This is a genomic window from Kribbella sp. NBC_00359 (assembly GCF_036097425.1).
GTDB lineage: Bacteria > Actinomycetota > Actinomycetes > Propionibacteriales > Kribbellaceae > Kribbella.
The window spans coordinates 6,491,560-6,517,214 of sequence record NZ_CP107975.1; the positions used below are offsets into that span (position 1 = coordinate 6,491,560).

At 68.9% G+C, this 25,655-nt stretch carries 28 protein-coding genes; 19 read left to right on the top strand and 9 right to left on the bottom strand.

Going from position 1 to position 25,655, the window contains the following annotated elements; genetic code table 11:
- The first annotated feature begins 77 nt into the window (after positions 1–77).
- The 3 genes from OG876_RS31670 (at position 78) to OG876_RS31680 (ending at position 3,544) form a co-directional block, all read left to right on the top strand.
- Positions 78–611, top strand: a complete 534-nt coding sequence (locus OG876_RS31670; RefSeq protein ID WP_328520335.1) for a hypothetical protein — start codon at positions 78–80, stop codon at positions 609–611.
- A gap of 60 nt (positions 612–671) precedes the next feature.
- Positions 672–863, top strand: coding sequence for a hypothetical protein (locus OG876_RS31675; RefSeq protein ID WP_328520336.1), 192 nt, complete (start codon positions 672–674; stop codon positions 861–863).
- A gap of 146 nt (positions 864–1,009) precedes the next feature.
- Positions 1,010–3,544, top strand: coding sequence for a X2-like carbohydrate binding domain-containing protein (locus OG876_RS31680; protein WP_328520337.1), 2,535 nt, complete (start codon positions 1,010–1,012; stop codon positions 3,542–3,544).
- 27 nt (positions 3,545–3,571) lie between these two features.
- Here OG876_RS31680 and OG876_RS31685 read toward each other — a convergent pair whose 3' ends face one another.
- The 4 genes from OG876_RS31685 to OG876_RS31700 form a co-directional block, all read right to left on the bottom strand.
- Entirely contained in the window at positions 3,572–3,805 is a 234-nt protein-coding gene (locus tag OG876_RS31685; protein WP_328520338.1) for a hypothetical protein, read from the bottom strand.
- Entirely contained in the window at positions 3,802–4,488 is a 687-nt protein-coding gene (locus OG876_RS31690) for a hypothetical protein (RefSeq protein ID WP_328520339.1), read from the bottom strand. The genes OG876_RS31685 and OG876_RS31690 overlap by 4 nt, the downstream gene beginning before the upstream one ends.
- A gap of 118 nt (positions 4,489–4,606) precedes the next feature.
- Positions 4,607–7,303 carry a tetratricopeptide repeat protein gene (locus tag OG876_RS31695; RefSeq protein WP_328520340.1) on the bottom strand — a complete coding sequence of 899 codons (2,697 nt, stop codon included), beginning with the start codon at positions 7,301–7,303 and terminating at the stop codon, positions 4,607–4,609.
- A 9-nt stretch (positions 7,304–7,312) separates the two neighbouring features.
- The gene (locus tag OG876_RS31700; RefSeq protein ID WP_328520341.1) at positions 7,313–7,780 is read right to left on the bottom strand and encodes a hypothetical protein; all 468 of its coding nucleotides are present in this window, start codon (positions 7,778–7,780) and stop codon (positions 7,313–7,315) included.
- Positions 7,781–7,856: 76 nt separating this feature from the next.
- Between OG876_RS31700 and OG876_RS31705 the strand changes: the two genes are divergently transcribed.
- Entirely contained in the window at positions 7,857–8,447 is a 591-nt protein-coding gene (locus OG876_RS31705; RefSeq protein ID WP_328520342.1) for a helix-turn-helix domain-containing protein, read from the top strand.
- On the opposite strand, the gene OG876_RS31710 is transcribed toward OG876_RS31705, so the two are convergent.
- Positions 8,444–9,016, bottom strand: a complete 573-nt coding sequence (locus OG876_RS31710; RefSeq protein ID WP_328520343.1) for a GNAT family N-acetyltransferase — start codon at positions 9,014–9,016, stop codon at positions 8,444–8,446. The two genes, OG876_RS31705 and OG876_RS31710, sit on opposite strands and share 4 nt — an antisense overlap.
- A gap of 71 nt (positions 9,017–9,087) precedes the next feature.
- On the opposite strand from OG876_RS31710, the gene OG876_RS31715 reads away from it, so the two are divergent.
- Complete coding sequence (locus tag OG876_RS31715; RefSeq protein ID WP_328520344.1) at positions 9,088–9,744, top strand: endonuclease/exonuclease/phosphatase family protein; 657 nt, start codon at positions 9,088–9,090, stop codon at positions 9,742–9,744.
- Positions 9,745–9,781: 37 nt separating this feature from the next.
- Here OG876_RS31715 and OG876_RS31720 read toward each other — a convergent pair whose 3' ends face one another.
- The gene (locus tag OG876_RS31720; RefSeq protein ID WP_328520345.1) at positions 9,782–9,967 is read right to left on the bottom strand and encodes a hypothetical protein; all 186 of its coding nucleotides are present in this window, start codon (positions 9,965–9,967) and stop codon (positions 9,782–9,784) included.
- Positions 9,968–10,198: 231 nt separating this feature from the next.
- On the opposite strand from OG876_RS31720, the gene OG876_RS31725 reads away from it, so the two are divergent.
- From OG876_RS31725 to OG876_RS31735, 3 genes are all read left to right on the top strand, one after another.
- Complete coding sequence (locus OG876_RS31725; RefSeq protein ID WP_328520346.1) at positions 10,199–10,372, top strand: CsbD family protein; 174 nt, start codon at positions 10,199–10,201, stop codon at positions 10,370–10,372.
- A gap of 214 nt (positions 10,373–10,586) precedes the next feature.
- Entirely contained in the window at positions 10,587–10,787 is a 201-nt protein-coding gene (locus tag OG876_RS31730) for a hypothetical protein (RefSeq protein WP_328520347.1), read from the top strand.
- Between the two features lie 106 nt (positions 10,788–10,893).
- Complete coding sequence (locus OG876_RS31735) at positions 10,894–12,828, top strand: acyl-CoA dehydrogenase family protein (RefSeq protein WP_328520348.1); 1,935 nt, start codon at positions 10,894–10,896, stop codon at positions 12,826–12,828.
- Between the two features lie 7 nt (positions 12,829–12,835).
- On the opposite strand, the gene OG876_RS31740 is transcribed toward OG876_RS31735, so the two are convergent.
- On the bottom strand, positions 12,836–13,582 hold the full coding sequence (locus OG876_RS31740; protein WP_328520349.1) for a GAF and ANTAR domain-containing protein: 747 nt from the start codon (positions 13,580–13,582) through the stop codon (positions 12,836–12,838).
- 155 nt (positions 13,583–13,737) lie between these two features.
- On the opposite strand from OG876_RS31740, the gene OG876_RS31745 reads away from it, so the two are divergent.
- Positions 13,738–13,920 carry a hypothetical protein gene (locus OG876_RS31745; RefSeq protein WP_328520350.1) on the top strand — a complete coding sequence of 61 codons (183 nt, stop codon included), beginning with the start codon at positions 13,738–13,740 and terminating at the stop codon, positions 13,918–13,920.
- Positions 13,921–14,002: 82 nt separating this feature from the next.
- Here OG876_RS31745 and OG876_RS31750 read toward each other — a convergent pair whose 3' ends face one another.
- On the bottom strand, positions 14,003–14,296 hold the full coding sequence (locus OG876_RS31750; protein WP_328520351.1) for a putative quinol monooxygenase: 294 nt from the start codon (positions 14,294–14,296) through the stop codon (positions 14,003–14,005).
- A gap of 120 nt (positions 14,297–14,416) precedes the next feature.
- On the opposite strand from OG876_RS31750, the gene OG876_RS31755 reads away from it, so the two are divergent.
- The 8 genes from OG876_RS31755 to OG876_RS31790 all read left to right on the top strand — a co-directional run bounded on the left by OG876_RS31755 (position 14,417) and on the right by OG876_RS31790 (position 22,741).
- Positions 14,417–15,703, top strand: coding sequence for an RNA polymerase factor sigma-54 (locus OG876_RS31755; protein WP_328520352.1), 1,287 nt, complete (start codon positions 14,417–14,419; stop codon positions 15,701–15,703).
- 118 nt (positions 15,704–15,821) lie between these two features.
- Positions 15,822–16,448 (top strand): hypothetical protein, encoded by a 627-nt coding sequence (locus OG876_RS31760; protein ID WP_328520353.1) that lies wholly within the window; start codon positions 15,822–15,824, stop codon positions 16,446–16,448.
- Positions 16,449–16,475: 27 nt separating this feature from the next.
- Entirely contained in the window at positions 16,476–17,306 is an 831-nt protein-coding gene (locus OG876_RS31765; protein WP_328520354.1) for a hypothetical protein, read from the top strand.
- Positions 17,307–17,315: 9 nt separating this feature from the next.
- Complete coding sequence (locus tag OG876_RS31770) at positions 17,316–18,620, top strand: hypothetical protein (protein WP_328520355.1); 1,305 nt, start codon at positions 17,316–17,318, stop codon at positions 18,618–18,620.
- A gap of 23 nt (positions 18,621–18,643) precedes the next feature.
- On the top strand, positions 18,644–20,254 hold the full coding sequence (locus tag OG876_RS31775) for a hypothetical protein (protein ID WP_328520356.1): 1,611 nt from the start codon (positions 18,644–18,646) through the stop codon (positions 20,252–20,254).
- Positions 20,251–21,321: an aminotransferase class I/II-fold pyridoxal phosphate-dependent enzyme gene (locus OG876_RS31780; RefSeq protein WP_328520357.1), complete on the top strand. Its 1,071-nt coding sequence runs from the start codon at positions 20,251–20,253 to the stop codon at positions 21,319–21,321. Before OG876_RS31775 ends, OG876_RS31780 begins: the two co-directional genes overlap by 4 nt.
- Positions 21,318–22,115 (top strand): amidohydrolase family protein, encoded by a 798-nt coding sequence (locus tag OG876_RS31785; protein ID WP_328520358.1) that lies wholly within the window; start codon positions 21,318–21,320, stop codon positions 22,113–22,115. Before OG876_RS31780 ends, OG876_RS31785 begins: the two co-directional genes overlap by 4 nt.
- The gene (locus OG876_RS31790) at positions 22,112–22,741 is read left to right on the top strand and encodes a hypothetical protein (RefSeq protein ID WP_328520359.1); all 630 of its coding nucleotides are present in this window, start codon (positions 22,112–22,114) and stop codon (positions 22,739–22,741) included. Before OG876_RS31785 ends, OG876_RS31790 begins: the two co-directional genes overlap by 4 nt.
- Here OG876_RS31790 and OG876_RS31795 read toward each other — a convergent pair.
- Positions 22,738–24,069 (bottom strand): sigma-54-dependent transcriptional regulator, encoded by a 1,332-nt coding sequence (locus tag OG876_RS31795; RefSeq protein ID WP_328520360.1) that lies wholly within the window; start codon positions 24,067–24,069, stop codon positions 22,738–22,740. The genes OG876_RS31790 and OG876_RS31795 overlap by 4 nt on opposite strands.
- Positions 24,070–24,230: 161 nt before the next feature.
- Between OG876_RS31795 and OG876_RS31800 the strand changes: the two genes are divergently transcribed.
- Entirely contained in the window at positions 24,231–24,734 is a 504-nt protein-coding gene (locus tag OG876_RS31800) for a hypothetical protein (RefSeq protein ID WP_328520361.1), read from the top strand.
- Between the two features lie 73 nt (positions 24,735–24,807).
- Positions 24,808–25,635 (top strand): cytochrome bc1 complex diheme cytochrome c subunit, encoded by an 828-nt coding sequence (qcrC, locus tag OG876_RS31805; protein ID WP_328520362.1) that lies wholly within the window; start codon positions 24,808–24,810, stop codon positions 25,633–25,635.
- Positions 25,636–25,655: the final 20 nt, after the last annotated feature.

Genomic DNA, 25,655 nt, shown 5'->3' on the forward strand with positions numbered 1-25,655 from the left:
TTGCTGCTTGAACCTGGCTGTCGGAAACCCTCGTGTGCGGGGTGTCGGTTGGTCAACTCAGCAAGGAGAAATCTGAGATGAAACGCCTCGCCTTCCTCGTCGGCACGGCCGTGATCGGGCTGTCCACTCTCACTGCCTGCGGCGGCAATTCGAACGCCTCCTCGAGCGCCCCGCCGAGCACTCCCAGTTCCTCGGCGCCGGCCACCACCGGAGCGGCCAAGCTGTCCACGGCCACCGTGGGGAACTTCGGCAAGGTGGTTGTCGACGGCGCGGGGCGCACGCTGTACGTGTACGACGTGGACACCGCGAAGCCGTCGAAGTCGAACTGCAACGGCGCGTGCGCGACGGCCTGGCCGCCGCTGCTGGCCGGCACCGGTACGCCGCAGGTGAGCGGGGTGTCCGCCTCGCTGGTGGGAACGGTGACTCGCGCGGACGGAACCAAGCAGGTGACTCTCGCCGGCTGGCCGCTCTACTACTACGCCAACGACGCCAAGGCCGGGGACGCGACCGGTCAGGCCGTCGGTGGGACCTGGTGGGTCGTCGGTGCCAACGGCCAGAAGATCACCACCCAGGCGTCGTCGAGCACCCCTTCCGGGAACTCCGGCTACTGATCCACTCGACGGGGATGCTGAACTCATCCATTCGTAGTCAGTGACGCAAGGGAGCGGCACATGAAGAAACCCCTGTGGGTCGTCGTCGGCGGGGTGGTGGCAGTCCTGGGACTGCTGTTCACCCTGCAGGGCACGGACGTCATCGGCGGCAGCGCGATGAGCGGCACCACCTTCTGGGCGATCGCCGGTCCGGTCATCCTCGTGATCGGTCTGATCGTGGTCGTGCTGGGAGTCCGGGGGAGGCGCGACTGACAGGTTGGAGCTGCGGGCCCTCGAAATCTTGACAGAGTTAAGTAAAGGCTCCAATATCCTATCGGATCCGTGTTCCTGGGAGCGCGTGGCGAAGACCGCGCGCATCAGGGGTCTCGGCTGTCAGATGATCAGAGAGGTCACCGCTCATGACCAGATCCCTTCGCAAGAGGGCTACGCGCGGCATCGTCGCGCTTGTCGCCGTCGGCGCGCTGCTCCCGGCGGGCGCGGCGGCGACGCCTTCCGCCGCACCTGGCGCGAGCGGGCCACCGCAGGGGCCGCGCGGCGTCAGCACAAAGGCTGGTGCAGCAGTCACCACGAAGACCAGCGCGGCGAGCATCAGCACCCCGGCGACCGTCACTGCAGGTGCGAGCCCTTCGCTCGGGCCGGCGGGTGATGCCGCGGCGAAGCCTTACATGGGCTGGAGCAGCTACAGCATGCAGGTGTACTCGAACGACGGCGGCAACTGGATCTCGGCGGACCAGATCATCGCCCAGTCGGATGCGATGCACCAGAAACTCCAGCCGTACGGCTACAAATACATCAACATCGACGCGGCGTGGAACGGCGGCACCGACGAGTACGGCCGGCCCGTACCGAGCAAGAAGCTGTTCCCGAACGGCCTGCAGGCCGTCATCGACCACATCCACGCGAACGGCCAGAAGGTCGGGCTCTACAGCATCCCGGGCATCTCGAAGGGGATGATGGACGCTGCCTACCCCATCTACGGCCACCCGGGGTGTACGACGGCGAACCTGGCCAAGCAGCCGTTGCAGCAAGGCGACTACTGGGGCTTCGGGTACCGGATGGACATGGCGAACCCGTGCGCCCAGGCATACATCGACTCGATCGCCGATCTCTTCGCGTCGTGGGGTGTCGACTTCCTGAAGTTCGACAGCGTCACGCCGGGTTCGGGTCACAACGACCTGTCGATGGATGCGCGCGAGGAGGTCAAGGGCTGGTCGCAGGCGCTCGCCCGGCACAAGATCTGGCTCGAGCTCTCCTGGGCCCTCGACATCAACTACGCGGACTACTGGAAGTCGGTCGCGAACGGCTGGCGGGTCGAGTGGGACGTCGAGTGCTACTGCCCGGGTGAGGCGCTCACGGCCTGGCCGAACATCGCGCGACTCTTCCCGAAGGCGGCCGACTGGTGGAGGCACGCCGGGCCGGGCGGCTGGAACGACTTCGACTCCCTCGATGTCGGCAACGGCACCATGGACGGTCTGACCAAGGACGAGCGCCGTACGGCGGCAACGCTGTGGGCCGTCTCCGCCGCTCCGTTCTACATCGGCAACGACATGACCAAGCTCGACTCGTACGGCGTCGAGCTGCTCACGAATCCCGAGGTCATCGCGGTCAACCAGGCCGGGCGTCCCGCGCAGCCGGTGTCGACCAAGACCAACCGGCAGGTGTGGTACTCGCTGAACGCGGACAGCTCGTACACCGTGGCGATGTTCAACCTCGGGACCACCGAGGCCGACATGACGGCGAACTTCGCCGACCTCGGTCTGGACGGCTCCGCCAAGGTGCGCGACCTCTGGGCCCGGAAGGACGTGGGACAGTTCACGGGTAGCTACACCGCGGCGACCGTGCCCCCGCACGGTGTCCGTCTCTTCAAGGTCACGCCGCAGCAGGGCGCGACGATCCGCGTCAACGACGATGATCTGCGCGTTGGGTACGACGGTGCCTGGCAGCGCAACGGCAACAACGAGGTGCCGGCGGTGTCGGAGCCGTTGACGGTCACGGTGACCGACTCGGGTGCCGCCGCTCCGAAGGCGGCCGCCACCTCCGGCGTACGGACTGTCGAGCTGAACGACAACGACCCGGGGATCGTCTACACGGGTTCGTGGAGCTCGAGTACGGGCCGCGGGCTCGGTGACTATCAGGACGATGTGCACTGGTCGGAGACCAACGGCGACGCCTTCACGTACAGCTTCGTCGGCAACGGCGTCGACTACATCACGGAGAAGGACCCGTCCCAGGGCGAAGTCGAGATCTATGTCGACGGTGCGTTGAAGGCGACCGTGGACACCCACGCCGACTCGCGCTCGGCGCAGCAGTTGGTCTACAGCATCTCGGACCTGCCGAACGGGACCCACACGATCCGCGGTGTGAAGAAGTCGGGACAGTTCATGCTGGTCGACAAGCTGGTCATCCGGCAGGAGAGCCTGCTGAACCCGGGTACGGCGGCGTTCGACAAGGCAGCGCCGGCCGATGTCACGACCGAGATCGGGCGCGACCCCGGTGAACTGGTCTCGATCGCCAACGCCGGCAAGGCTCTTGTCAAGGGGACCGACTACACCGTCGACGGCAAGGTCGTGACGATCAAGCAGGCGTACCTCGCGGCGCAGCCGACGGGCAGCACGAAGCTGGACTTCAGCTTCCACGGTGACTATCGCGACGACGTCCACGCGGCGACTGCGAACGGCGCGGCCATCGACTTCGCCTTCAAGGGCACAACGGTCGACTGGGTCACGGCACTCGGCCCGGACCAGGGCGAAGCCGACGTCTACATCGACAACAAGCTGGTGAAGCGGGTGAACCTCGCCAACCCGGCGCGGGTCACGACCCAACAGGTGTTCACCCAGTCCGGCCTGAAGGACGGTTCGCACACTCTGCGCATCGTGAAGGTCTCGGGCGACGTACTACGCAACGACATGGTCCGCTACACGACAGGAAAGTAAGCGCCGCGGCCCCCGCGGGCTGGGAGATCACCCAGCCCGCGGGGGCTCTTCCGTGGGTAGTGCGCGTACGGACAGGAGGGTGGCGCCGATGTCGCGGATGCCGGCGAGGACTCCGTGGAGTTGCGCCTGGTCCACGACCGTCCCGGTGAGGGTCGACGTACCGTCATCTTGACGAGTGATGGTGAGGTCGCCTAGCCAGGCCGGCCAGTGGTCGTCGAGGTGCCCGTCCACTGTGAACTGATAGCGCCGGCCACTGGTCAACGGACTGCGGTTCGGTCGAGTGCGGCCGTCGTACGGTCGGCGTTGGCGGTCTGCGGGTGTCGCTGGTTGCGCCACAGGGAGATGCCGAGCCCGATCAGGGCCACGCCGGTCGGGATCGCGAGCGGCCGGTTGAACGACTCCGGCAGGACGGCGAGAGCCAGCGTTGCGAGCGTGCCGATGGCGAGGAGTGCGGCGGCCCATCGGGCGAGGATGCGAGCGCGGAACAACGCGATACCGAAGAGGAGACCGCCGGCCAGGTAGCCCACACCTTCGGCGGAGAGAGCGGTCTGCATCAGGCCGATGTCGCCGGCCGGAGTACCGCCGGCGGCTTTGGTGAGTACGTCGTTGACATAGCCGGGCGCGGTGTCGGCCAGCGTGGGGAAGACGACGGTAGCGGTGAACTCGATCCCCAGCATGACGATGTAGCCGGCGCTGAAGACCAGGTAGCCGATCAGCCCGAGAATCCCGATCTGCCGGACCTGCCGTAGGTACATCCCGGTGATCCCGGCGAGTGCCAGCACGGCCATGACGAACTTCAGGCCATTGCGGACGACCCACTCGGTGGTGGTGACGGACGCGACCTCCATCGCGGGGTGGTTGATCTGGACAGTGCAGAAGATCAGTCCGGCGACAGCGGCGGAAAGGCCGGCGGCCCGGGTGAGGCTGGTGGTGGTCACGCTCATGACGAGCTCCTTGGGTTCTGGAGGCCGGGCCCGGAGAGCCTGGCGATGACCACGACAGTAGGAATCGGGATGGTGACCACACATCACCAAGTGATGCGACCGAGTTGGTGATTGGCGGCTACAGCAGGCCCAGCTCGGTGGCGCGAAGTACGGCGGCTCGCCGCGTCTTCACGTCGAGCTTGGAGAAGATGTGCCTGGTGTGGGTCCGCAACGTGTTGACCGAGACGAACAACCGCTGGGCGATCTCCGGACCGGTCAGGTCGGTCGCCAGCAGCCGCAGGACGTCCAGTTCTCGGTCGCTCAGGGTTTCGCCGTACGGGCTGGTGATGGTCGCAGCTCCCGTGTCGGGCACGGCTGTGCGCAGAAGGCGGGTCGCGTGCTCAGCGCTGTCCGGCCGCTGTTCTGCGGCCCGGAGTAGGTCCTGCATGGCTGGGCCCTCGTCGAGGAACAGCCGCGCGTAGCCTGCCGGGACGGCCTGGGCGAGAGCCGGCGCCAGCGCGGCGTGCGCTTGGTAGGTGTCGCCTCGGGCGTGGTGGGCGAGCGCTCGCAGCATCTGGGTCTCGATCACGCCGCCGCCGCGCCCCGCTACTTGCGCCTCGCCGTGCACTCGGTCGAGCAGGGTCAAGGCATCCTCTGGCTGGTGTTGGGCGATCAGGAGACGGGCGAGGGTGAGCTGGTCGAATTCGGCCAGGTACGTGGGCTCGTCGGTCACCGTGACCCGATGCTCCCGTGCCCAGCCCCAGGCGTCGGCCAGCTGTCCCCGGGCGATCCGTAGCCGGGCCTTCGCGGCCGGGATGGGGCGTACGTTCGGGAAGTACCCAGGCAGGTAGAGCGGTTCGGCTTGCTCGAGCATGTCCAGTGCGCCGTCGAGGTCGCCGCGTGCCCGGAGCAGTCCGGCCATGGCGACGTACCAGCGATGCCGGTTCTCCAGCAGGGACGCTGCTTCTCCGAGCTCCTTGGCCAGCCGCAGATGCTGCTCGGCGGCGTCGAGCTCACCTTGCTCGCGAAGTACGTCGGCGAGGCCGACGTGGAGATCACCGGTGGTGGCCAGCACCGGACCGGTACGACGCTCTGCGGTTGCCAGCGCTCGCTCGTAGAGACGGCGTGCCTCGATCGGGCGCCCACGTGCCAGCCACATGTTGGCCAGCACCACGGTCGCACCCAGCGCGTCGGCGATGGTGCCGGCGGCCTGCAGACTGCCCACCGCATCGCTGAACGTGTCCACAGCCGTGACGAGATCGCCCGACGCCCAGGCCGCCAGGCCGAGGAAGCCTGCTGCGCCGCCGCGGGTGAGATGGTCCTGCGGTCCGGCCAGGTCGAGTGCGTGCCGGGCGTGCGCGATCGTGCCGTCGACGTCGCCGCGCGCCTGGGCGACCGCGGCCCGGTAGATCGCGATCGTGGCCGGCAGGATCCGCAGTTCGTCCAGGCGCGCGTCTGCGGAACCCGTCCCTTCCAGGGGCGCTGTCGGCGACTGTCCGGACGCGAGTGCTGCATCGGCATGGTCGAGCCAGGCGCCGACCCCGTCGAGATCGCCTTCGGACAACCGCGTCCAGGCGAGATAGGCGCTCAGCAGAGGACGTCGGCGTACGACGTCGTCGGGCAAGGACTGGAGCCATCCACGCAAGGTGCGGTCCTGGCGGTGCCGTCGCAGTTCGGAGATGGCCAGCTCCACCAGATCTGCGGCTCGCTCGGAATCACCGGCGGCCAACGCATGCGTCACCGCGTCGGCCACCGTGCCGTTCTCGGCGTGCCACTGGCTTGCCGCCCGGTGCAGCGCGCGCAGTTTGTCCGGATGTTGTTGGGCGAGTCGTGCGCGGAGTGCGTCGCCGAACAGGTGGTGGTAGCGGTACCACTGGCGCGATGCATCAAGGGGAACGACGAACAGGTTGCCTCGCTCGAGAGCCTCCAGCGTCTCCTGCCCGTCGGCGCGGCCGGTCAGTGCGTCACACAGCGGGCCGCTCAACTCTCGCAGTACGGAGGTGTCGAGGAGGAACTCGCGCGTCTCGTCCGGCTGGCCGCGCAGTACCTCTTCCACGAGGTAGTCGAGGACGAAGCGGTGGCTGCCGGCGAACGCCTCGATGAAGGCAGCCGCATCGTCCTGACTGCGCATTGACACGGCGGCCAGTTGGAGGCCGACGGCCCAGCCCTCGGTCCGGTTCTCCAGGGCGGCCACGTGCGGGGGAGCCAGGTCGAGTCCCATCACCTGGTTGAGGAACGCGTCGGCCTCGTCCGGGGTGAAGCGAAGGTCGGCGGCTCGCAGTTCGATGAGCTCGCCACGGCTGCGTAGGCGGGCCAGCGGCAGCGGTGGGTCGGCGCGGGTCGTGATGGCGATCGTGGCCCGGGGAGGAAGGTGGTCGAGCAGGAAGGTCAACGCTTCGTGGACCTCGGGCGCTTCGATCGCGTGGTAGTCGTCCAGCGCGAGAACGGTCGGTCCTTGCAGCAGGTCCAGATCGTTGATGAGGCTGACCAGGATCGCCTCGGTGGGCAGGGCTCTGTCGGTGTTCAACAGCGCGGCAGCTTCGGTGCCCACTTCCAGGTGCCGCAGCGACGCGACAAGGTGGACGAGGAATCGGCGAAGGTCGTTGTCCTCGCTGTCGAGCGACAGCCAGGCCTCGCGGCCGGTTGCGGTGAGCCATTGGCTCATGAGTGTTGTCTTGCCGAATCCGGCCGGCGCGGACACCAAGACCAGTCGGGGCCGCGATCCCTCATCGATCCGGAGTGATGCGGTCAGGCGCGGGCGGGCCACCAGTTCCCGGCGCGGCAACGGGACGTGGAGCTTCGACCCGAGGATCGCTCCCGCCTGGCCTGTGCTCATGGTCGAACGTTAGCGCCAGGCATCCCCAGGGGTCCGGGCGTAGCGTCGCCAGGCGTAGCGCCACGGGATGACAGCGATGATGACGACGATGAAGGAGCAGCTGAACAGCACGTCGCCCGCTTCGGAGTTGAGGTCGCCGGAGACCAGGTTGGGAATCGCGACCGCACCGAGCCAGATGACCTTCCAGATCACCTCGAACAGCAGGATCGGCAGCATCCGCACGGGGTATCTGAGCCCGAGGAACGCCAACAGGGACATGGCCGTCAGCAGACAGGCGACAACCCCTTCCATCACCGGCAGCGACCGAGCGTCCTGAATCACGACCGGCCACTTCACGACCACCAGCCCGATCCCCATGAACGCATACCCGATCCGCATGACATTCAGCCGCCGGGTACTCAGGCCCTCGTCGAACGAGGTGCTGGAGGTTGGTCCGCGTGGTTCGTCGTGATCGACAGTCCTGCTTCGTGAGCTCATGCCCCAAGGCTGGGGGTGGGCGGGGGGTTCGCCCAGGAAGGTTGCTGTTTGTGGGAAATGGGGGTCAGATGAGGTCGTGGAGGACGCCTCAGCGGCGGAGATCGCCGCGGTGCTCGAACGGGTCGGGGGACGGCTCAGGCAACTCCGCGCACACCGCCGGCTGACGCTCACCGATGTCGCGACGGCGACCGGCATCTCGAAGAGCACGATGTCGCGGCTCGAGAGTGGGCAGCGGCGGCCGACCCTGGAACTGTTGCTGGCGTTGTCGAATGTGTATCGGGTGCCGCTGGACGACCTCGTCGCGGCGCCGGTGCAGGGCGATCCGCGGATCCGGCTCAAGCCCAGTCGCGTCAAGGGCCGGACGGTGATCCCGCTGACGCGGGAGCCCGACGGCACGCAGGCCTGGAAGATCGTCATTCCGACCAGCAAGGCGCCGCCGGAGCTCCGGGCGCACGACGGCCACGAATGGATCTACGTGCTGTCCGGCCACCTGCGGCTCATCCTCGGCGACGAGGAGTCGGTGCTCGGACCCGGCGAGGTCGCCGAGTTCAGCACCGAGGTGCCGCATTGGTTCGGCAGCACCGGCGACGAGCCCGCGGAGATCCTCAGCATCTTCGGCCGGCCCGGCGAACGGATGAATGCCGCGGGGACGAATCCGCACGTTTAGCGCAGGTCGAGGCGCATGAGGATGCGGGGATGGCCGGCCAGGACGGACGTGGTGTCGGCGGCTTTGGTGAAGCCGGCGTGCTCGAAGTTCTTGCGGAGTCCGGCGTACGCCATGGTCAGGTCGACCTTGGCGTCGCCGTTGTCCAGGGGATATGCCTCGATCATCGGCGCGCCGTACTCACGGGCGAAGTCGACCGCGCCGGCGATGAGCGTGTGCGAGACGCCCTGCTTGCGATGACCCGGGCGTACGCGGATGCACCACAGTGACCACACCGGCAGATCGTCGACGTGCGGGATCTTGCGGTTGCGGGCGAAGGAGGTCGCCGAGCGTGGTGCGACCGCGGCCCAGCCCACCGGGGTGTCGCCGTCGTACGCGAGTACTCCCGGAGCGGGCTCGGCTCGGCAGAGGTCGGCGACGTACTCCCCTCGGGCCGGACCGCGCAGTTCGTTGTTCAGCTTGGACGGGATCCGGTAGCTCAGGCACCAGCAGACGTTGGACCCAGGCGACTTCGGACCGAGGACGGCACGAACATCCTCGAAGACCGCAGCCGGACGAACCTCGATGCTCATGCCCTCACGATCCCACGGGCGGTGAGGGCTGGTTTGGGTACTGGATTGCTGTGATCGAGAGAGGAGTGGTGGTGGATTCTCGGGTTCGGGCGATGACCTGGAATATCTGGTGGCGGTTCGGGCCTCGGTGGCGCGAGCGGCAGCCGGGGATCCTCGCGACGATCGAGCGGTTCACGCCGGATGTCGTTGCACTGCAGGAGGTTTGGGGTGCGGACGGGACTACGCAGGCGGAGGAGTTTGCGCAGGCGCTTGGTTATCACGCGATGTTCGGGGCTCCGTCGTATCCGGTTGCGCCGGATCCGGCGTTGGACCCGGACCATGCCGGCGTCGAGCTCGGGGTGGCGTTGCTCAGCCGGTGGCCGATCACCAGCGCGGAGGCGATCCCGATGCCGTCGCGTCATCGTGCCTGGGATCCGGTCGTGCTCAACGCCTCGGTCGCTCATCCCGCCGGACCCTTGCCGATCCTGGTGGCGTGTCTCGAGCACGCGACGACCTACAGCGATGACCGCCTGGCTCAGGCCGCGCTGCTGGCCGACCTTGCCACCGATCCCGCAACGGACGGTCCGTGTCCGTCGCTGGTCATGGGTGACCTGAATGCCGCGCCCGACAGCGCCGTACTCCGGCCGTTGCGGGACGTCCTCGTCGACGCCTGGGTGGCTGGTCACGGCTCAGCGGATGCGGTCACGTTGCCGTCGACGGCATCTTTCCGTCCGACCACCGAGCGGTGATCTGCGACTTCCGCTGGCGCGATCGGTGAACACACAGTCAGAGTGATGCCGGCTGCGCGGCATCCTGCTCAGTCGATGGGATGAAGTCGGTGGACCTGGCGAGCCGCGAGTGGGCTCCGAACCAGGCGTCCAGTACGGCGTCGTCGCCGAGCACGTCGAAGAGGGCCGGGCCCCGCTCGACCATGCGCAGCAGAGCGAGCAGGCGCTGCGTCGTCTCGCACATGATCGTCCCTCCGCCCAGCGTCGTAGCTTCCTGATCCCAGCCGCCGTCTCAACCGTGCCTCGGCTCGAAGCAGACGAAGTGGACGGCGCTGCAGGTCTGAACGCCGAGACCTCTCTCCCCACCCATCGCGTGGGGAGCACGAGTCGTTACAGATCCGGTCCAACGCATGGATCCGGGGATCGCGGGCACCCGGACGGGGTTGGATACCCCGAACCCGTAAAGGAGAGACCAATGGGTGTCGGAGACAAGATGAAGAACGTCGCGGATGCTGCCAAGGGCAAGACCAAGGAGAAGGTCGGCGACGCGACCGACGATCGCGATCTGCAGGCCGAGGGCCAGGCGGAGAAGACGAAGGCCGACCTGAAGCAGGCCGGCGAAAAGGCCAAGGACGCCTTCAAGGACTGACCTCGGCATCCCGAGGGACCCCGTCCAGCAAGATGGGGTCCCTCAGGTGTTTCCGGCCTGCCGGCCGCCGCTGAAGCTGCCCGAGGCCGCGGATTGGTGAGCGGAGTCCGTAATCCGGTTGATGGGGCGAGGGGGCTAGTGCGGTGCGGGGGGCGGTGGCAGACTGCCGTTGGCGGGGCTGTTGGCGAGTCAGCAGCCGGGGTGACTGGGGGACATGATGGCGGTTGGTGGCGTCGACACCTACTACGACTACGACGAGAAGCAGTGGAAGAGCCGGAGGCTCGGCGGGGGACCGATCCGCCGCGGCCCGGTGTGTCCTGCCCCGAGGACGCCGTCGCAGGAACAGCACGGCTCCGGCACGACCACCCACGCCGAAAGCCGCACGAAGAGCACCGCAACCCGCGCCACGGTCTAGCGGCCCGGAAGAGCTCCACAGCGCCCAGCGCCGGCCAGTCGGGGTGTGGACTGCGCCTGTCCGGGTACAGGCCTAGAGGAGGCTACTGCGGAGTAAGGGGTGCGGTGTGACTACGGGCGAGCGGGTCGTGCGGGATGTTGATGAGCGAGAGGCTCGGGAGACTGCTGAGGCGGCCCGGGAGACGGTGTGGGTGCGACCGAGTTTCGCCAAGCAGCTGTATCTCGGGGACTTCGACCTGTCGCTGATCCATCCGCATCCACGTGCCACGGCCGACGACGCCGTCCGCGGGGACGAGTTCCTCGGCCGGCTCGCGGCGTACTGCGAGACCCTCGACGGCCTGCTGATCGAGCGCGAGGCCCGCGTCCCGGACGAGTACCTGCAGGGATTCGCCGACCTGGGTGTGTTCGGCCTGAAGATTCCGGCCGAGTACGGCGGACTCGGCCTGCCGATGTCGTACTACGGGCGCGCGTTGATGCTGATCGGGTCGGTGCACCCGACTCTCGGTGCGCTGGTGTCCGCGCACCAGTCGATCGGCGTACCGGAGCCGGTGAAGCAGTTCGGCACCGATGAGCAGAAGCAACGCTTCCTGCCGCGCTGTGCGGGTGGTGCGGTGACCGCGTTCCTGCTCACCGAGCCTGATGTCGGCTCCGACCCGGCGCGGATGGCGTCGACCGCGACGCCGACCGACGACGGCGAGGCCTACCTGCTCGACGGCGTGAAGCTGTGGACCACGAACGGCGTGATCGCCGAACTCGTCGTGGTGATGGCCCGCGTTCCCGAACACGACGGTCAGCGCGGCGGCATCACCGCGTTCGTCGTCGAGGCGGACTCGCCCGGCATCACGGTGGAGAACCGCAACGCGTTCATGGGCCTGCGCGGGATCGAGAACGGCGTGACCCGCTTCCATCAGGTCCGGGTGCCGGCCGAGAACCGGCTGGGTCGCGAGGGCGAGGGCCTCCGGATCGCTCTTACGACGCTGAACACCGGACGACTGTCGATCCCCGCACTGTGCGCCGCGGCCGGCAAGTGGTGCGTGAAGATCGCCCGGGAATGGTCGTCCGAGCGTGTCCAGTGGGGCCGTCCGGTCGGCAAACACGCGGCGGTGGCCGAGAAGCTCTCGTTCATCACGGCGACCACGTTCGCGCTCGAAGCGGTGCTCGACCTGTCGGCGCAGCTGGCCGATGCGGGGAGCAAGGACATCCGGATCGAGGCCGCGCTCGCCAAGTTGTGGTCGAGTGAGATGGCCTGGAAGGTCGCCGACGAACTGGTGCAGATCCGCGGCGGCCGTGGCTACGAGACGGCCGACTCACTCGCCGCCCGCGGTGAGCGCGCCGTACCGGCGGAGCAGATCCTGCGCGATGTGCGGATCAACCGGATCTTCGAAGGCTCGACCGAGATCATGCATCTGCTGATCGCGCGGGAGGCGGTCGACGCGCACCTGGCCGCGGCCGGCGACCTCGCCTCGGCCGACGCGGACCTGCGGGCGAAGGCCAGAGCCGCCGTGAAGGCCAGCGGATTCTACGCGAAGTGGCTGCCACAACTTGCCGTGGGCAAGGGGTCCGTGCCCACGTCGTACGCCGAGTTCGGCCCGCTGGCGCATCAGCTCCGGTACGTCGAACGCGCGTCCCGCCGGCTGGCCCGGCAGACCTTCTACGGGATGAGCCGGTGGCAGGCCAAACTCGAGTACCGGCAGGGATTCCTCGGCCGGATCGTGGACATCGGTGCGGAGTTGTTCGCGATGGCGGCGTCGTGTTCGCGGGCCGAGATGCTCCGGACGGACGATCCGGTTCGCGGCGCAGCGGCGTACGAGCTGGCGGCAGCGTTCTGCGAGCAGGCGCGGTTGCGGGTGGACCATCTGTTCGACCAGCTGTGGTCGAACACCGACGACAGCGATCGGAGCCTGGCGGACCGGGTGCTGGACGGCAGGTACACGTGGCTCGAGGACGGCGTGATCGACCCGTCCGAAGGCACCGGCCCCTGGATCGCCGCCTGGCAGCCGGGCGAGTCCAAGGCCTCAAACCACTCGCGCCGCTACCGCTGAACGCTCGCTACTTGCTCGCTCCGGCTTCGGCGTCGCGGATCAGTTCGGTGGCGACGTCGCGGAGTTTGCGATTGGTCTGGCGGCTGAAGCGGATCAGGGTGTCGAAGGCACGGCCGGAAGTGATTGAGTAGCGCTCCATCAGCAGCCCGACCGCCTGGCCGATCAAGTCGCGGGTCTCGATGGCGGCGAGCAGGTTCTCCTCGCGTTGCGCACCCGCGTAGGCGACGGCCGCGTGGGCGGCGAGCAACCTGCCGACGTGCTCGGACTCGTCGGTAAAGGCGTTGGCCTCCTGGGCGTATAGGTTGAGCGCGCACAGGCTGTCGTCCTTCACGAACATGGGGAAGGCCAGCACGCTCAAGGCTCCCAGCTCGGCCGCACGGGGAGCGAACCGCGGCCAACGGACCTCCCGACGCATGTCGTCGACCCGGATGATCCGGCCCTGATGCAACAGAGCGTCCAGGCACGGCCCCTCGCCGACTTCCGACATCACGGCGTCGACACGGGCCGGCAGTACGCCCGACTCCGCCTTGTGCTCCACCCGGTTACCACCGACGAGCGCCGTCACGGAACCAGCCTCTGCCCCGGGGACGAGGTCCATGGCGGCCTGCACGACTTCTCGCAGTACCGCATCAGGATCGTCGGCGTCGTGCAGTTCCCGGGCCAGTTCGCTCAGCGCATGGGCGAGCGGGTCCGGCTCCGCCTGAGTGTCTTGCGGTACCGGCCCTGGACCCCCCGAACTGCGGCGATCGGCCACGAGCACTCCTGATTTCCTGGGTAGCACCGCGAGGCCGTCCAGTCCAGGGGCTGGCGATTTGTTCGGGCACAGGGGTTGATCTAAGCGCTTCCAGCGGTCATAGTGGTTCAGCCTCAGACAGCCGGGCGCCGATTCTTCGACCTGCCGAGGCTTCTATGCGCGATGCTGACACCAGCACAGTCCGCGAACTGATTGCCGCCCTCCACGCCGTCGAGGCCGAGCTGCGCGCGGCCCGCTGCACCGCCGATCGCGATCGGCTGACCGCGTTGATCCGGCGCAAACGGTCGACCCTGTGCGAGCTGCGCCGTCGCCGCCTGCAGTTGTCCTACGTGGCGTGATCACGTCACCCACTGTCCGATTGCGGGCCCGTCCCTCTCCGGGAGGGGGCAGGGGGAGCGGGCCCGCAATCACCTTCCTGCATCAATCGTTGACGTCGTGCAGTTCGAGGACCCGGTCGTCCAGGCGGGGGACGATCTGCCCCAGGACGAGCTCCTTGAAGTGGGTGGTCTGCTGGTGGGCGGCGAAGGCCTCGCGGGACTTGTACCGCTCGAGCAGCACGTAGGTGCGTTCGTCGTCCAGCTGGCGATAGGCGACGAACGAGAGGTTCCCGGGTTCGGTTCGTGCCGCCTCGATCAGCCGGGGCAGCACGGCGAGCACCGCGTCCTCCTCACCCTTCTTCATCGTGTGCTTGGCGATCACCAGAAGCTCGGTCACAGATCCTTCTCTCTCTAGGATTGGTACGACGCTATCCGCCCGTAGCTTCGGCGAACACCGACGTCTCAGGACGGCACGCGGTGGGTTCCGGCGTACCGGGCGGATGGCTACTGTTGACAGGTGGGGATAGGGCCGGGTGGCCCGGCGGTGGGGCTGGAGTTGGGGGTCCGGGCGGAGCTTCGGGCTGTGCCTGGGCTGCTGCTTTCGTTGCGGCTATTGCCGCTCGGGTACGACGCTCTGACCGGGACTGTGGAGCGGGAGCTCGCCGACAACCCGATGCTCGAGCGAACGCCGGGCTCCGGGTGCCCGGGGTGCGGGCGCCACCGTACGTCGGACAGTTGCCCGCGGTGCTCCGGCGTACTGCGCTATGCCGGCAACGATCCGTCCGTGATGCCCTTCGACACCCTCGAGGCCGCGGCCGCTTGTGAGATCCGGTCGGACTGCCGCGAGGTGCTGCCGGTCGTGATCGCGCATATCACCAGCCGTGGGCTGCTCGACGCGGAGCCGGACCAGATCGCGACAGCGCACGGCCTCGCACCTCAAGCCGTCGATGAGGCGGTGCGAGCGATCAAGGCGGCCGGACCGGTCGGCGTCGCGGAGACCTCGGTCGGCGACCTGTTGGTCGCCCAGTCCCGCGCACTCGTGGCGGCCGGCGCGGCCGAGCCTTGGATCGTCGACCTGGTCCGGGATCACCTGGAGGCGGTCGCCACGGGGGACACCGCGACCGTTGCCCGAGCACTCCGAGTCTCACGGGAAGATGTAGAAGATGCGTTCCGGCTCGTCCGGGCTCGGCTGCGGCCGGTCGCTGTCATCGAGGTGCCGGAACGGCCGGAGGCGTCCGGGATCCCCGACGTGTTCGTCTATCGCACTGATGCGGGGGCGTTCGAGGTCGAGGTGCCGGACAGTGACTGGTTCGGTCTGCGCGTAGCTGAGGTGACGTCTGCCGTGCGGGCCGACTCCGAAGCAGTCGCCTGGCTCGGCGGACACGAACGGGCTGCCCGAGAGCTGCTGCGCCAGCTCGACACACGTGGCAGTGTGTTGCGGCGGGTGGCGACGTACATGGTCGATCGTCAGGCCGGCTACTTCGAGCGCGGCCCGGCGGGGCATGTCCCGCTCAACCGGACCGACGTCGCCGTCGAGCTGGGGCTGCACCCCTCCACAGTCAGCCGCTGCGTCGCCGGCAAGCTGCTGCGCCGCCCCGACGGGAAGGTCGTCGCACTCGCCGACCTGCTGGGTGGCGCGGTGGCGATCAAGGCCCGGATCGCGGAGCTGGCCGCGACCGGCCGGGTCAGCGATGCCCGCTTGTGCCGCGCCCTTGCGGACAGCGGACACAAGGTCGCGCGCCGGACGGTGGCGAAGTACCGCGCCGAGCTGGGCATCGCCGCCGGCGGTCTGCGCCGAACCTGACTTCGGCCGCGGCTCGCTCCAGCCGCTCGATGCGAAGGGTGCTTCGGCTGCGTGCGCTCCGCCGAGTTGGCACGAATTGTGCGGTAGGTGGGTGAGACCACGCGAGAGGGAGACATCCATGCACGACATCGACCGGGCACTGTTCGAGTCCGAAGCCTTCGGCGAGGGTGAGCAGAACGAATACCAGGAGTTCGGCGAGACGTCGGAACGCGAACTGGCGCTGGCCTCCGAGCTGCTGGAAGTCACGACCGAGGCCGAGCTCGACCGGTTCCTCGGCAGCTTGATCAGCGGCGCGATCTCCGCGGCCCGCGGCTTCGCCGGCTCCGACGCCGGCCGCGCGGTCGGCGGGATCCTCAAATCGGCGGCCAAGCAGGCACTTCCCCAACTGGGGCGGGCGGTCGGGGACGTTGTGGCCCCCGGCCGGGGTGGCGCCATCGGCCAGCGCGCCGGGCAGTGGCTGGGCGGCAAGCTGGAGCTCGGGCTGCAGACCGAGGGGCTGTCGGCCGAGGACCGCGAGTACGAGGTCGCGCGCGCGTTCGTCCGGTTCGCAGACGAGACGGCTCGGCGGGCGGCGCAGGCGCCTCCCACGGTGCCGCCCGCGGTGGCTGCCCAGCGAGCCGCCGTCGCCGCCGCACAGCACCATCTCCCCGGACTGGTGGGAGCCCAAGGAGCAGCAGGCGGTGGTCGCGGCACCGAAGGCCGCTGGATCCGTCGCGGCAACCGAATCATCGTCCTCGACGCGTGACACAGCCAACAGAGAAGGGACAGCGGCATGTACGAGGCATTTGAGATCCCGGGGGAGAGCTACGAGTTTCCTGGTGAGGCCGAGTCCGAGTGGGAATCGGGCGAGGCGTACGAGAGCGAAGCCGAGACGATGGAAGCCGAACTCGTCCAGGAACTGCTGGAGATCACCACCGAGGCGGAGCTGGACCGGTTCCTCGGAAAGCTGGCCAGCAGCGTGATGAAGGGCGCGTCCCAATTCGTCAAGTCGCCGATCGGCAAGGCGCTGGGCGGCGTACTGAAGAACGTCGCCAAGACGGCGCTGCCGATGGTCGGCGGCGCGCTCGGCTCGCTGGTGATGCCCGGGGCCGGGACCGCGATCGGCGCCAAGCTGGGGTCGATGGCAGGTGGCCTGCTCGAGGCGCAGGAAGCCGAGTCGATGGGCGAGGTCGAGGCCGAGTGGGAGGCCGCGAGCCGCTATGTCCGCTTCGCGCGCGGCGCGTACTCCAACGCTGCGCGGGCACCGCAGAACATCCCGACCCGGGCAGCCGTCCGCGCGGCCGGGATCAGCGCCGCCCGGCGGTATGCACCCAGCTTGCTCGGCTCCGACCAGCGGATGTCTCCGTGGCGCTCGCGCCGGCGGTCGTACGGCGGCGGCCGGTCCCGACCGCCGTGGGCCTACACCGAGCCGGTGCCGTGGTTCGGCGGTGGCGACGACTACGCGGGCGGCAGCTACGGCGAGCCCGATCAGTGGTGGCAGGGCGACGACTACGAGTCCGGCGAGGGCGAGGCCCAGGGCCGTCCGCCCAGCAGCAACGGGTCGCGAGCCATGTCCGGGCGCTGGGTCCGCCGGGGTGGCCGCATCGTCATCCTCGGTGCCTGAGGGGTTCCGATGGCCGATCCCGGAGGCTTGGCGACTCGCCTGCTCGAGCATGAGGCGCGCGGGCTGCTGACCCGTCTGGACCAGGTGCGGCCCTTCGCTCTGCACGAGACGATGGTGCCCGCCGCGGCTCTCCCGTACGACGCGCAGCTGATCATCGAGCGCTTCTTGCACGCGAGCCGCGGCCGCCTTCGGGAGAAAGTCCACGAGTACCTCGACTGGCTGCACGGCCGGGGCCGGCAGGCCGGCGCGGCCGAGCAGCAGCGGCGGTTCGTGCTGATCCGGCTGGGGTTCAACGACGTACTGTCCCAGTTCGATCTGTTCACCGAGGTCATCACCCAGCGCAGCGAGCACGAGACGGGCGTCTGGCTGTCCGGCCTCGATGTACTGGCGCGGGACGCGCTCCGGGTCGACCTCGACGGCTACGAGCACGTGCCGGCCGTGTGCTACCTGGCCCGGGGACCTGGCGCCGCGATCCGTCGGGCCCGCACGCGGTTGCCCGGCGGCGAGTCGAACCCGGTCGCGATCATCCGGGTCCCCAGGGAACGCATGGTGGGCAGCGGCATCGCAAGCTCACTGGTGCACGAAGTGGGGCATCAGGGAGCTGCGCAACTGGGGCTGGTGGAGTCGCTGCGCGGCGACCTCGCCCGGGCGGCGAGCAAGGACCCGCAGGGGTGCTGGCCGACGTGGGACAAGTGGATCAGTGAGATCGTCGCCGACTGCTGGTCGGTCGGGAAGCTCGGGATCACGTCCACCATCGGGCTGCTCGCCGTCGTCAGCCTGCCGGCGTTCTTCGTCTTCCGGCCGTCCGGCAACGATCCGCATCCGGTTCCGTACCTGCGGGTCCTGGTCAGTGCGACGATCGGCGAGGCCATCTATCCGCATCCGCAGTGGGCCGCGATGCGGCACACGTGGAAGCAGCTGTACCCGACCAGCGAGCTGCCGGCCGGCCGGCGTACCGAACTGGAGCGGCTCGAGGCCGCGATCCCGGCCTTCGTCCGGCTGCTGCTCGGACACCGCTCGGCCGCCCTGCATGGTCACCGGCTCGGCGACATCTGGCCGAGACGGGAACGGCAGCCGGCGCGGCTGATCCGGCTGCACCACGACTGGGCCGGCGACATCGCGGTGATGGCGCGCCAGCCCCCGTCGCTGGTGTTCGCGGTCATCGGCCAGGCCAAGTCGGCCGGCCTGATCAGTCCGGAGGAGGAGAGCCGGCTGCTGTCGGTCCTGCTCCAGGCCTGGGCGGTCCGCAGCAGTCTCGACGTCGTCCAGCGGCCCACCACCAATCACGCACAGCCCGCGCGACGGGCGTCATAACGAACTATCGAAAGGACACGACCGTGCACGTTTCGTGGACACCGGATCCCATCCGGGCCGGCCAGCGGGCCGTCCTGCAGATCCTGCTCGAGGACACCGATGACCCGGGCGACTACACCTTCCGGCTCACTGTCGCGGCCGACGACGTCAACCCCTTCGGCACCGGCGAGACCCATCGGATGCGGCGCGGCCTGGACTTCGAACCCGAGGTGCTGTTCGCCGTCGAGGGGAACAAGACGCTGACCATCACCAGGGGAAAGGAGGGCCCCAACGAGGGTGACCCGCAAGTGGCCATCCCGGTGCTCGCCGCGCTCACACCGCAGGTGCCGACCCAGACGGTCGCCCTGGTGGCGGGCGACCCGCCGCAGAGCGCCGACGAAGTGCTCTGGAGCTTCATCCGTGAGCTCACCGGGCAACTGCGGTTCGAGGAGTTCCACGAGTTCGTCGAGCCCAAGCTCACCGGGCTGTCCGGGCCAGAGTGGTTCGGCACCGACGCGTACCGCCGGCTCTTCCGGGCCGCCGAGACCTTCGTCGAGGCCGCCGCCGACCCGCTGCGCGCGATCGAGAAGCGGCGGCTGCTCAAGGACGAGATCTCGCTGGGAACCGTCACCGGCGGGCTCGAGCGGTCGTACGTGAGCAGCGAGCGCGACGACTTGGCGCAGCCGTTCCTGCGCTTCGCCCCCGATGTCCAGTTCCGGAACGACCAGGGGGTGGCGGCCAGGGCGGGCGGCGGGGGACCTGCCGCGCAGTTCCCGCTGCCGAACGTGCCGTTCGTCGAGTTGATCTGGAACTACTGGCACGAGGAAGGCGGCCTCGTGCAGACGATGAACCACATCCTCGCCCGGTTCCAGAACCGCCGGATCGGGCCGCAGTACGACGCTCTGGCCCGGTTCGACCTGAATCCGCTGCTGCCACTGCGCAACCTGCTCTGGGGATTCACCGAGGACGAGCAGAGCCGGCTGACGGTGCGCCGGCGGGCGGCGGAGTACATGGTGCAGTACGGCCTGCCGCTGGTCGGTCGTGCCGTGCCACCGCCGTACACGATGGTGGATCGGCGGACGCAGTTCCTCGAGGGCTTCCACGCGTTGATGCACGCGGCGCACGAGTTCTTCAAGGAGCGGGACGACAAGACCGTCGACGCCGACGCGTTCCCGTTGCTGAGCAGCCTGCGCGAGGTCCATCTGGTGCTGGCGCACGGGGCGCACAACCAGTTCGCCGACCTGCCGCTGGTGGCGCGCGCGGAGATGCTGACGATGCAGTGGATCCTGGCCCAGCCGGAGATGCGGGAGTTCCTCGGCGGCCCGACCATGGTCCCGTACGAAGAGGACTGGATGGACCGGGTCGACACCATGAAGAGCATCCAGGGGTGGCCCGAGGCCAGCATCACGCACTTCTTCGAGCTGGCCGTCCACGGCGAGCAGATCCTGCTGTCGATCCGGCACGGCCGCTGGAACGAGTCGAGCCGGACCCGCGAGGACGCCGCGAACTGGGCACTGACGTGGCGGAACGAGATCCAGCGCTACATCCACGCCTACCGGACCGTCACCGGGGTCGATCTGCAGACCTCGGTCGACGCCACCATGCCCTCGGTCCTGCTGGCTCGCCGCGGCGCGCGGCAAATCCGACGAGCGTGACCGGTCATGTCGCGACGGACCCGAGGCTCGACTTCACGTCGTCGTTGTTCCTCGGCCTGCGGCACGGCAGCAGTTCGCTGCCGCCATGGGCTTCGCTCACGACCGGCGTACCCGCGGTGCTGCACGAGGCGCCGGTCGCGCACCGGGTCGCTGCCGCCGTCGCGGCAGCGCAAGGTGCGCCCGCCGGCGTGGTCGGCCGTTCCGCCCTGCATGCGCTGATGGACGTGATGGGGATGATCCCGCAACGCGGCGACCTCGTCGCGATCGACGCGGCAGCCTACTCGCTCGCCGAGTGGGCTGCACTGCGGGCAGCGGCCAACGGCGCAGTGGTACGCAGGTTTCCGCATCACCGTCCGGAGGCGATCGTCGCCGAGCCTGGGCGACGGCTGTTCGTGCTGACCGACGGGTGGTGCCCCGGCTGCAACCGGCCGGCGCCGCTGCCGGACCTGCGGCGGCTTGCTCACGACACGGGTGGCGAACTCATCGTCGACGACTCACTGGCGTTCGGTGTCCTAGGCAACAAACGGCACGGCGAGGTGTTCGGTGACGGCAGCGGTACGCCGGGATGGTGCGGGCTGGACCACACGGCGATCGTCTGGGTCGCGTCGTTGGCCAAGGCCTGTGGGGCGCCGCTCGCGGTGACGACCGGCGAATCGTCGACGATCAGGCGACTGGCTGCGGACGGCGGCAATCGGGTCCACAGCAGCCCGCCCTCGGCCGCCGACCTGGCGGCCGCGGGTGCGGCGCTGCACGACACGAACGACAACCGAGCTCGCCGTACCCGGCTGCAAGGGCATGTACTGCGCTTGCGCAACCGTCTGCGTGATATCGGCCTGTCGGTCAACGGCCTGCCGTTCCCGGTCGTGAGCATCCCTTTACCGGGGTCAGACGCCCAGAGATGGTGGTCGCAACTCCAGTTCGCCGGCATCCGCGCCGTACTGCAGCAGTCACGGTGCAAGCGCGGGGTCATGCTCACCTTTCTGGTGCGTGCCGATCACACGCCCACCGATCTCGACCGGCTCACGGTGGCCTTGCGGGCGATCGCCGGACGACGAGGTGCGGCATGAGACGCCTTCCGGTGATCGACTCGCACTGCCACGCGGGCCTCGGCGACGGGTTCACCGGCCCGTGGGACACCGACGCGTCGCTCGACAACTACCGCGTGCGTGCGCGCGAGGCCGGCATCGACGTGACGGTGTTGCTGGCTCCGCTCACCTCGGACTACCGCTCCGCCAACCGGGCGGTGGGTGCGATGGTGATGGCCGAACCGCAGTGCTACCTGGGCTTCGCCTTCGTCAATCCGGTGACCGATCGAGGGCGGATCGCTGTGATGGTGGACGAGGCACGAGCCTGGGGTGCGTGCGGCATCAAGGTGCATTGGAAGGACGGCCGGATCACCCGGGAGATCGCCGAGGTCGCCCGGCGCCGAAAGCTGCCGATCCTGTACGACCCGGCCGGCGACACCGCCACCGTGGAGATGGCGGCGACGGCGTACCCGGAGGTCGCGTGGATCATCCCGCACCTGTCGTCGTTCTCCGACGACTGGAAGGCCCAGATCGCCTTCGTCGACCAACTGGTCCGGCTGCCGAACCTCTTCACCGACACCGCCGGCGTGCGCTACTTCGACGTACTGGCTGACGCGGTACGGCGGGCCGGACCTGACAAGGTGCTGTTCGGCTCCGACGGCCCGTTCCTCCATCCGGCCGTGGAGATCAGCAAGATCCATGCCCTCCACCTCGAACCAGCAGACACCGCCCAGGTCCTCGGCGGCAACCTGCTCCGACTGACCCGGACCGCCCGCCGCTCGGCCCGTCCGTCGCTTGATCGAGCGGCCACCCAGAACCGGAGGTACGAACGATGACCATCACACCGCAGGAGTCCGAGGTCCGGAACTGGGCGACCAGCTTCCTGCCGCCCGCATCCTCGCAGGGGCGGAGCCTGACGCTGCGCACGCCGGGGTACGTGGAGATCAAGCCACACACGCTCTCCGGGATCCGCTCCGGCCTGGCTCAGCTCGGCGCCCGCCTGGAGAAGGCCAACCTTCCGAGCGGGGTGCTCGCGACCTACGTGGGGACCGACTCCCGCGGCAATCCGCTCAGCAAGGGCATGGCGAAGTACCTGCGGGTCTACGCGGTGGTGGTGAACGCCAAGCCGAAACCCACATTGGCGGCGTACAACCAGCCCGGGAGGTGGCACTACCTGGGATTCACCAAACTGGAACCGACGATGAGTCACCCGCCGGTGGACCATGCGCCCGCCTTCGGCTGGGCGGTCGAGCCCGTAGTCCAGGAGCGGGTGAAACTGGCGGTCGCGCTGGCGACTCCCCAGCGGAAGTGGACGACCGCAGGCGGTCCCGCACCGGGCCCGGACATGACCTATTCCGAGCTCGCGGACTTCTACCGGGAGCTGGCGCACGAGTTGCGTGATCCGCTGTACGCCGAGCTGGCGTCGGAACTGGAGGCGATGGCTGATCGGGAGGTTGCCTAGGTACGTCGTTTGGCCCGGCGCATCTGCAACGCCCGGTCGGTGACGCCCAGCCGTGCCGCAGCCGCCCGGACGCTGCCCCCGGAGTCTTCGATGGCTGCCGTCACGGCCAGGTCGGCGACGTAGTCCCGCAGTTCCCGCAGGGTCATGCCCTGCCGCAGCTGCTGCCTGATCGACTCCATCAGGGTCGGCACCCGGTTGTCCGTCGTACCGTCCACGGCCGGCGGGCGATCCGATGGCGGGAGATCCCCCGGAGTCACCGGCCCGGGGCCGACGTGCCGCGACGCGACCCGATGGGCGAGCTGCCGCAGGTCGCGGAGATTGCCGGGATAGTCCCGCCGCCGCAACGCGATCTCCACCTCCGGTGTCACCTCGGCCGGTTCGGCCTGACCCTGGGCTTCGGACACGAAGCTGCGGAACAACGGGATCAGATCGCCGGGCCGGTCCCGCAGCGGCGGCAGCTGCACGGAGTACGCCGCGATGCGGTAGTAGAAGTCGGCCCGGAACCGTCCGGCGATCACGTCGTCCTCCAGGACGCGGTTGGTGGCACAGATCAGCCGGAAACTCGTGTGCTGCCAGGTGTCGGCGCCGACCCGCTTGTACATGCCCTCCTGGACCACGCGCAGCAGTTCCGGCTGCAACTCGAGGGGGAGCTCACCCACTTCGTCGAGCATCAGCGTCCCGCCGTTGGCGGCCGCGCACGCGCCGGTCCGCACGCTCACCGCGCCCGTGAACGCTCCCCGCTCATGGCCGAACAACTCCGAGCCCGACAGTGTCGGCACGATCGTCGTGCAGTCCACCACCACGAGGTGCCCGGACCGGCCCGCCGCGCTCACCGTGTGCGCCACTTTCGCGGCCAGTTCCTTCCCGGTCCCGGTCTCGCCGGTGATCAGGATCGGTCCACCGCCGAACTTGGCGGCCGTGACCAGGTCCCGCAACGCGTGCCGCAAGGCCGGGCTGGTACCCCGGATCACGTCGGCCACCGGCGCCGACTCGACGACGTTCTCGACCTCGATCAGTCGCTCGAGGCGAGCCTGGATCGGCAGCGGATCGCCGGCCCAGATCATCAGGTCGGTCGCACCGCAGGCCAGCAGCGACCAGGGCTCGAGGCTGTGTCCTGCCTCGGATACGACGATCACGTGGGCGTTGGTGGACGCCGCCAGCGCGAGGGTCTGTTCGAGATCGCGGGAGAAGGCCGAGCACACGACGACGCCGGTGAGTTCGCCTGGTTCGGGAGCGGTCACCGACCGCAGATCCGGGTGCGAACCGGAGATCGCGCGCGCGATCGCCTTGGTACGTGAACCTCCGCCAAGGTCGAGCACCCACGTCATCAGATCCCCCGGGAGAACCCCGTTAGAGCCTGGGTCCACGCCCCTCCGCCGCCGGCCACAGCCGGCCACCCGGCCCTGATTTCAAGGTTAATCGGGACGCGTCGGTTCTACCAGGGTTGAGTTACCTCACGTAGTCTGCGGACAGCGGGGAGGAGACTGCGATGAACCGTGGCTTGCTGAACTCGTTGACCGACGCCGAGCGTCTGCTCGTGGCCGAGACCGAGCGGGACGAGCTGAAGCGCCTGGACGAGGACGAACTCCTGGACTTGCACCAGCGGATCCGACGGGCACGGACCAAGTACGTGAAGAACTACCGGCGCGCCGCGAGTGCCGCCGTCGCGCAGACCGGTGGCCGGGGGATGTCCTACCCGAAGAACCAACGCGATCGCGACAAGGCGGAGCTGTTCGAGTCGGTCCTGGCGAGGGTGAGCCGCGAGGTCGCCGTGGTCGCCAACCGGGCGTCGATGGAGCTGCGCAGCGAGCGGCTCGAGGCGGCCCGGGCGGCCAAGTCGGGTGCCGGTGCACCGACGATGCGCGCCGTCGACCAACCGAAGCCGGAGGCGCGCACCAGGGCGCGGGCAACCAAGACCACGGGTGGCTTGAAGAAGGACGCCTCCACCCGGGCCACCGGCGCGCGTAGGCAGGCCAAGCGCGACGCCCGCTGAGGGCTCGCCCGAATCGGGGGATCCCAGCCGGCTTGCGGTCATGTCAGTTTGTCCCGCGACGGGAGGTGCGGAGATGCGAAGGGCAAAGTTCGCAAGGACCTTGGTGGTTGGCTCGGCGCTGGTCATGGTCGGCCTCGCGTACGCCGTACTCGTGCCGGACGGCGCGGCCGGTGCGGACGGGCCGCAGTCCGAGCAGATCGAGCAGGGACGCAAGCTGTTCGCCGTCGGGTGCTCGAGCTGCCACGGTGCCCACGCCGAGGGGGGAACCGACGGCGAGGGACACATCACCGGGCCGTCGCTGATCGGCGTCGGCGCGGCCGCGGTCGACTTCCAGGTCAGCACGGGACGGATGCCGGCCGCTCAGACCGGTGCCCAGGTGCCGCAGAAGCCTCCGGCGTACACGGCCGAGGAGATCGCGGCGCTGTCGGCGTACGTCGCCTCCCTCGCCCCTGGACCCGCGATTCCGGCCGCGGAGTCGTACGACGTCAGCAAGGTGACGGATGAGGAGATCGTCCGCGGCGGTGAGCTGTTCCGGACGAACTGCACGGCGTGTCACAACTTCGCCGGGCGCGGTGGTGCGCTGCCGAACGGACGCTATGCACCGTCGCTGATGGAGACGTCGCCCAAGAACATGTACCAGGCGATGCTGACCGGCCCGCAGCAGATGCCGGTCTTCTCCGACGGCGTGCTCCTGCCCGAGGACAAGCGCGCCATCATCGCCTACCTCGTCAATCTGCAGCAGACGAAGGACCCCGGCGGCTTCGGGCTGGGGCGGCTCGGTCCGGTCTCCGAAGGCCTGTGGGGCTGGCTGCTCGGCATCGGTGCGCTGATCGGCGTGGCGGTGTGGATCGGGGCCAAAACGCCTCGCGTCAAGCGCGACCAGGAGGGACCAAAAGGGTGACAAAGGACCGAATGGGCCTG

Bases quoted from the DNA above. Each gene is read 5' to 3' on its own strand.
- OG876_RS31670 (WP_328520335.1), top strand. From the start codon at position 78: ATGAAACGCCTCGCCTTCCTCGTCGGCACGGCCGTGATCGGGCTGTCC.
- OG876_RS31675 (WP_328520336.1), top strand. From the start codon at position 672: ATGAAGAAACCCCTGTGGGTCGTCGTCGGCGGGGTGGTGGCAGTCCTG.
- OG876_RS31680 (WP_328520337.1), top strand. From the start codon at position 1,010: ATGACCAGATCCCTTCGCAAGAGGGCTACGCGCGGCATCGTCGCGCTT.
- OG876_RS31690 (WP_328520339.1), bottom strand. From the start codon at position 4,488: ATGAGCGTGACCACCACCAGCCTCACCCGGGCCGCCGGCCTTTCCGCC.
- OG876_RS31695 (WP_328520340.1), bottom strand. From the start codon at position 7,303: ATGAGCACAGGCCAGGCGGGAGCGATCCTCGGGTCGAAGCTCCACGTC.
- OG876_RS31700 (WP_328520341.1), bottom strand. From the start codon at position 7,780: ATGAGCTCACGAAGCAGGACTGTCGATCACGACGAACCACGCGGACCA.
- OG876_RS31710 (WP_328520343.1), bottom strand. From the start codon at position 9,016: ATGAGCATCGAGGTTCGTCCGGCTGCGGTCTTCGAGGATGTTCGTGCC.
- OG876_RS31720 (WP_328520345.1), bottom strand. From the start codon at position 9,967: ATGTGCGAGACGACGCAGCGCCTGCTCGCTCTGCTGCGCATGGTCGAG.
- OG876_RS31725 (WP_328520346.1), top strand. From the start codon at position 10,199: ATGGGTGTCGGAGACAAGATGAAGAACGTCGCGGATGCTGCCAAGGGC.
- OG876_RS31730 (WP_328520347.1), top strand. From the start codon at position 10,587: ATGATGGCGGTTGGTGGCGTCGACACCTACTACGACTACGACGAGAAG.
- OG876_RS31745 (WP_328520350.1), top strand. From the start codon at position 13,738: ATGCGCGATGCTGACACCAGCACAGTCCGCGAACTGATTGCCGCCCTC.
- OG876_RS31760 (WP_328520353.1), top strand. From the start codon at position 15,822: ATGCACGACATCGACCGGGCACTGTTCGAGTCCGAAGCCTTCGGCGAG.
- OG876_RS31765 (WP_328520354.1), top strand. From the start codon at position 16,476: ATGTACGAGGCATTTGAGATCCCGGGGGAGAGCTACGAGTTTCCTGGT.
- OG876_RS31770 (WP_328520355.1), top strand. From the start codon at position 17,316: ATGGCCGATCCCGGAGGCTTGGCGACTCGCCTGCTCGAGCATGAGGCG.
- OG876_RS31785 (WP_328520358.1), top strand. From the start codon at position 21,318: ATGAGACGCCTTCCGGTGATCGACTCGCACTGCCACGCGGGCCTCGGC.
- OG876_RS31790 (WP_328520359.1), top strand. From the start codon at position 22,112: ATGACCATCACACCGCAGGAGTCCGAGGTCCGGAACTGGGCGACCAGC.
- OG876_RS31795 (WP_328520360.1), bottom strand. From the start codon at position 24,069: ATGACGTGGGTGCTCGACCTTGGCGGAGGTTCACGTACCAAGGCGATC.
- OG876_RS31800 (WP_328520361.1), top strand. From the start codon at position 24,231: ATGAACCGTGGCTTGCTGAACTCGTTGACCGACGCCGAGCGTCTGCTC.
- qcrC (WP_328520362.1), top strand. From the start codon at position 24,808: ATGCGAAGGGCAAAGTTCGCAAGGACCTTGGTGGTTGGCTCGGCGCTG.